Origin of the sequence: Paenibacillus sp. GbtcB18, from assembly GCF_019091125.1 — a bacterium.
GTDB classification, from domain to species: domain Bacteria; phylum Bacillota; class Bacilli; order Paenibacillales; family NBRC-103111; genus Paenibacillus_F; species Paenibacillus_F chitinolyticus.
The window spans coordinates 1-4,472 of the sequence record NZ_JAGXJX010000032.1 but is presented as its reverse complement, the minus strand read 5'-3'; the positions used below and the strand labels follow the sequence as shown (position 1 = coordinate 4,472).

Genomic DNA, 4,472 nt, shown 5'->3' with positions numbered 1-4,472 from the left:
AAAGCAAAAGAAAGTATACTGGCCAAAATGAAAATGACTATCGAATTAAATGAGGACGTAGTCGATTTAAAAAGAGATGTGGAACAAATAAAGAAAGATATTAACGAACGTATCACACTAGATTATGGACAGCAGCAAGTAATCAGAAACGCTGTAAATAAACGAGTACATAAGCTATGGAATGAAGACAAGATAGATAAAGAACTATACATTACAACTAGAAAAGTGTACTCCGCTTTATGGAAGAACTTAAAAGATGCATACCAAGTGAATGCTTATCCTAATATTCTTCAAAAAGATTTCGATGAAGCACTAAGTTTCATTGAAGGTTGGAGACCATTATTTAACGGTAGTAAAACTGCGTAGGAGGTAAAAACATGATTGATTTAAATTCATTCGCTGATGGAGCATTAGCGGAGCAGTTTGATAGAGAATTCGAACGAGTAACTGAAAATATGGCGGATTTAAATACTGATCCCAAAAAAGCTAGAAAAATCACAGTAACGCTTACATTTGTAGGTGATAAAAAGCGTGACGTTTGGGACTGTAAAGTACAAGCGAAATCTACTTTAGCACCTGCAGAAGAAGTAGAATCAAAAATTCTATTAGGCCAGGATAATAGCGGTAATATTATTGGCCAAGAGCTTGCATCCGGAGTAAAAGGACAGATGTATATGGATACTGAGGGTGATCTCGCTACTGATGTAGGCGAAAAGGTTGTTGAAAATCAAGATCCAAATGTTGTTGTAGATTTACAAAGAAAATCAAATTAATGAAAAGGGGAAATGAAGTATGTCAATGACAAAAGAAGCTTTGCAATATGTAGTAGGTTTAGGAAATGCAGAAGTAGAGGAAATCAACGGTCAAACGTATTCTAATCAGCAGTTGCATGTAGTGGAAGAACCGACACCACGTGCTTTAACTGTACGTAGCCTATCTAGTTTAGTAGATTATGCGAAATCTAATTTTGATACAGCAGAAACAATTATGATTCACATTGAAAGTCCAACAGAAGTGAGTTTGTTTACTGCATTAAACGGTAATTGCAATCGTAGTAAATTCGTGAAAGCAGAAGCTTTAATTCCACATTTTAGTTTTGGGAGATTCCATGACACAGAGGACTTTAACATTAGTATGCAATCAGGATTCGTTAAAAATAATGACCGTGACATTGTATTACAAGTAATTGGAACTATTGCGGATGAAACTGTACGAGAGATTGGCGATGATGGGGTTTCACAAGCTGTTACTGCTAAAACAGGAGTTTCGACACGTGGAAATGTAAAAGTACCTAATCCAGTAGCCCTACAGCCTTACAGAACGTTCGTTGAAGTTGAGCAGCCTGAAAGTGAATTTATTTTCCGTATGAAGACAGGCCCGACTTGTGGACTATTTGAAGCGGATGGCGGGGCTTGGAAGTTACAAGCAATTAAAAACATTAAAGCCTATTTAGTAGCAGCGCTTGAGGAAGAAGTTAAATCAGAAAAGGTATTCATTATTGCGTAATGGATATTTCAACAGTAGAAAGTACTAGTGCCGTTTGTATCTTTGGTTTAGGGATTGGAATTTTTGCACTTGCACTTTACAAAGGCGGCAGCTTCATTGAGAGAAAACTCGATGAAGCTGAACAACTAGAAAAAGAGGTGAGTACGATTGGGAATAGAAAACAGAGTCCTTCCGGAGCATTTAGCAGCAGCAGAGAAGTTAGAAAAAGAGCTTAGAGAATGCATCCAAAATCAAGACATTTTATATAAACAGATGGAACGGGCAAATGAAGAGTGTAATAAGACTTTATATGTAGAGCTGCATGAACTACATAGAAAAAAAGTTATGAGAGAACTAGAAATATCAAAAGAGTTATCAGCTATGTATTACAAAAAAATGAAACATGATCGGGAGCAGGAAAGAAAAAATGTTCTTGATGTAGCAAAACGTTTAGAGGATGTTGGTGGAAGTAAAGAAGTTGTGGAACACATTAGAAAAAACGCATAAAAAAAGCCCGCTGCAACGGGACCTTTAAAAAATATTAACTTTTGCAATTATATCATATGGAGCAAACCTATGAAAACAGTATATCGTTCGAAAAAATTTAGTTTCTTAATCCCTTCACATGGGCGGCCAAAACATTACATGTGTGCAGGTGATAAAACAGAGCTAGCAAAACGAGTAATCGTAAAAGAAAAAGAAGGTTATGAGTGTAAATATCCGATTCGCAGGGTTGTTAATATTGACAACCTTGATGAATTCGGAAAACCAGATGAGACGGATTGTTTCTATGAAACTGAACTTAAAAAAATAGATAAATAGGAGATGTTTATTATGGTAGATATCTTTGATGTAGGGGAATATTGTGATATTTGCGGTGATACAATACCGCCCTCTGATGAAAAAACGATGTATATTGAAGGATTGGAAAAGACACTTTGTAAACAATGCAGCGGTCAAGCTGAAGAAACATTAAAAGTAGTAAGCTTTGGTGTAATTAAAGATGCTCTAAAAGAGATAACGGATAAATACGGAAGAGAAAAGGTGCGGCAGTTTGATCTAGTAACTGCAGAACAATTTGTAAGAGAAAATAGCATTACTTTAAACATAGAAAAGCGTGGCGGTAAGTTTAACCAGGAAAAACTAGGTGAATTCGTTCCGCTATCTACAGAGGAATTAATTACAGTAATTGAGTTTTTAAAGAGAAAGATTAACCCTAATCTTTGGATGAACGCAGTAATAGGAACACTATTGGATAAGCAATTAACAATTACATTAGCAAAAGTACCTGTAAATGGTTGAGCAATTAACAATAGAAGATGCTGTCGTATATGAGCAAATTGATACCTATATGGTGGATATTGTTACAAACATTGGATTTAAGTTGGAATTTTGTGAAGCAGAAACAAGGGAAGACGCAGCCCGTATAGTCCGTGAGCGTTATTGTAAACACTATGATTTTCGTATTCGTAGTATTGAAGTTTCTAATAGATCGTTGAAAGAAATAGAAGCATTAGATTAAGGGGGAAATGATGATGAATTTACAAATAGGTGAAACAAAAGTGGTTCCTGGTCATTGGGTTGTATGTGAAATGGAAGATGGCCTACAAATTGTACAAGTGGAAAAAGTTATTAAGGATACTATTAATGACAAAGTAGAGATATGGGGTCAATGGAAAAGTGTAGGTTCCATTGCAGGTGACTATGGATTTAATCATATTGAAAAGTGCCGTTTTGCTACTGCAGTAGAAATTGATGATGAGGGTTGGCGTGAAGTATTTAGACGTAAAGGGAGAGTCCCAGGGAAGTTTACTCCCGGTGATTGGGTATCTGATGATGTATATGCACTAACAGTAATGCACCAGGACGGTAACGTAGTAACTGTAGGGATTGTTAATTCAGGTCAAACATATGAAGTTATGGCAGAAGATTTAGAGCCATTATTCTTCAAAGAAGATTTAGCGGGATAAATTATGAGTCTTGTATTTTTAATATTCGTTTTATTGATAATCGCAAGTACATTTAGGACATTTGAAAAAATACATTGCAAAAAGCGCTCGGGGGATTCATGGGCAGGAAAGAAAGAATTATAGGTCAGTTAATTCATAATTTTAACTTTTATAAAATGGAGGACGGCAGGCAGTTGTATGAGTTGTCTGTCGAAAGACTCCTAAAAATATTGGAGGCACAGAAGAATGCTAGAACTACACAGAATCACAGACGCAGAACTAGAGAAGAAATTTAGCTTACGACAATTGTTATCTATGCAAAAGGAGCTAGATCAGCATATTAGTTATAAGGCAGAGGATCGTATTGAATTAAAGTTCTATGCACTGCAGGTGGAAGTAAATGAAGCTTGGAACGAAACAAAGTCATTTAAGTATTGGAGCACTAAATTTAAAACACCGGATAGGGATAAATTGTTAGATGAGTTGGTAGATGGATTACATTTTCTTTTATCAATCGTTTTAGAAATAAACGCTACTACTAGGGATCAGAAGAACATTATTGGATGTTTCCATTATGCGAAGATGTGTCAAAGAAATATTTACAGTATTAACCGATTATTTGAAATGTGGAGTATGGAAGTATTTAAAGCAAAAAGACAATGGATTTTATATAGAAATTGTCCAATAACAGAATTAAGAAAGATGTTTGGTGTGTTCTTCCGTATTTGCTATTTATACGGCTTTAAATACGAGGATATTGTACAAGCTTACAAAGATAAGAATGAAGAAAATTTCAAACGTCAAGCGAGTGGATATTAAGATGTATAAGTTTGTTGTTACTTATGAACTACCACCGGTGGAAGGGACGCTAAATGTAGATATAAATGCAAAAGATAGGCATGAAGCCTTATATATTGTCAGGAACTTTTTACCTCGTATCGCTATAGTGCATGGTGCTAAGGCAATAGGTAACCCCAAATAATTGGGACACTGTGGCTTGTTAATATTGTTTTATATTTTTCAACATTTTTTATATTT

10 protein-coding genes are annotated in these 4,472 nt (G+C 35.4%); all 10 read left to right on the top strand.

The window, feature by feature from the left end; all coding sequences use genetic code 11:
* The coding region (locus tag KVT34_RS29165) for an ORF6C domain-containing protein (RefSeq protein WP_217563181.1) at positions 1-366 on the top strand (366 nt) is incomplete at its 5' end.
* A gap of 11 nt (positions 367-377) precedes the next feature.
* The gene (locus KVT34_RS29160) at positions 378-773 is read left to right on the top strand and encodes a replication terminator protein (RefSeq protein ID WP_217563180.1); all 396 of its coding nucleotides are present in this window, start codon (positions 378-380) and stop codon (positions 771-773) included.
* A gap of 19 nt (positions 774-792) precedes the next feature.
* Entirely contained in the window at positions 793-1,506 is a 714-nt protein-coding gene (locus tag KVT34_RS29155) for a hypothetical protein (RefSeq protein WP_217563179.1), read from the top strand.
* Positions 1,507-1,653: 147 nt separating this feature from the next.
* Positions 1,654-1,992, top strand: a complete 339-nt coding sequence (locus tag KVT34_RS29150; RefSeq protein ID WP_217563178.1) for a hypothetical protein — start codon at positions 1,654-1,656, stop codon at positions 1,990-1,992.
* Positions 1,993-2,061: 69 nt separating this feature from the next.
* Positions 2,062-2,307 (top strand): hypothetical protein, encoded by a 246-nt coding sequence (locus KVT34_RS29145; protein WP_217563177.1) that lies wholly within the window; start codon positions 2,062-2,064, stop codon positions 2,305-2,307.
* 12 nt (positions 2,308-2,319) lie between these two features.
* The gene (locus KVT34_RS29140) at positions 2,320-2,787 is read left to right on the top strand and encodes a hypothetical protein (RefSeq protein WP_217563176.1); all 468 of its coding nucleotides are present in this window, start codon (positions 2,320-2,322) and stop codon (positions 2,785-2,787) included.
* Positions 2,780-3,007, top strand: coding sequence for a hypothetical protein (locus KVT34_RS29135; protein ID WP_217563175.1), 228 nt, complete (start codon positions 2,780-2,782; stop codon positions 3,005-3,007). The genes KVT34_RS29140 and KVT34_RS29135 overlap by 8 nt, the downstream gene beginning before the upstream one ends.
* 13 nt (positions 3,008-3,020) lie before the next feature.
* On the top strand, positions 3,021-3,455 hold the full coding sequence (locus tag KVT34_RS29130; protein ID WP_217563174.1) for a hypothetical protein: 435 nt from the start codon (positions 3,021-3,023) through the stop codon (positions 3,453-3,455).
* A gap of 98 nt (positions 3,456-3,553) precedes the next feature.
* Complete coding sequence (gene fbpA / locus KVT34_RS32805; protein WP_217563173.1) at positions 3,554-3,730, top strand: Fur-regulated basic protein FbpA; 177 nt, start codon at positions 3,554-3,556, stop codon at positions 3,728-3,730.
* Positions 3,681-4,253: a dUTP diphosphatase gene (locus tag KVT34_RS29120; RefSeq protein WP_217563172.1), complete on the top strand. Its 573-nt coding sequence runs from the start codon at positions 3,681-3,683 to the stop codon at positions 4,251-4,253. Before fbpA ends, KVT34_RS29120 begins: the two co-directional genes overlap by 50 nt.
* The last annotated feature ends 219 nt before the right edge of the window (positions 4,254-4,472 follow it).

Bases quoted from the DNA above. Each gene is read 5' to 3' on its own strand.
- KVT34_RS29145 (WP_217563177.1), top strand. From the start codon at position 2,062: ATGAAAACAGTATATCGTTCGAAAAAATTTAGTTTCTTAATCCCTTCA.
- KVT34_RS29160 (WP_217563180.1), top strand. From the start codon at position 378: ATGATTGATTTAAATTCATTCGCTGATGGAGCATTAGCGGAGCAGTTT.
- fbpA (WP_217563173.1), top strand. From the start codon at position 3,554: ATGGGCAGGAAAGAAAGAATTATAGGTCAGTTAATTCATAATTTTAAC.
- KVT34_RS29155 (WP_217563179.1), top strand. From the start codon at position 793: ATGTCAATGACAAAAGAAGCTTTGCAATATGTAGTAGGTTTAGGAAAT.
- KVT34_RS29120 (WP_217563172.1), top strand. From the start codon at position 3,681: ATGCTAGAACTACACAGAATCACAGACGCAGAACTAGAGAAGAAATTT.
- KVT34_RS29135 (WP_217563175.1), top strand. From the start codon at position 2,780: ATGGTTGAGCAATTAACAATAGAAGATGCTGTCGTATATGAGCAAATT.
- KVT34_RS29130 (WP_217563174.1), top strand. From the start codon at position 3,021: ATGAATTTACAAATAGGTGAAACAAAAGTGGTTCCTGGTCATTGGGTT.
- KVT34_RS29140 (WP_217563176.1), top strand. From the start codon at position 2,320: ATGGTAGATATCTTTGATGTAGGGGAATATTGTGATATTTGCGGTGAT.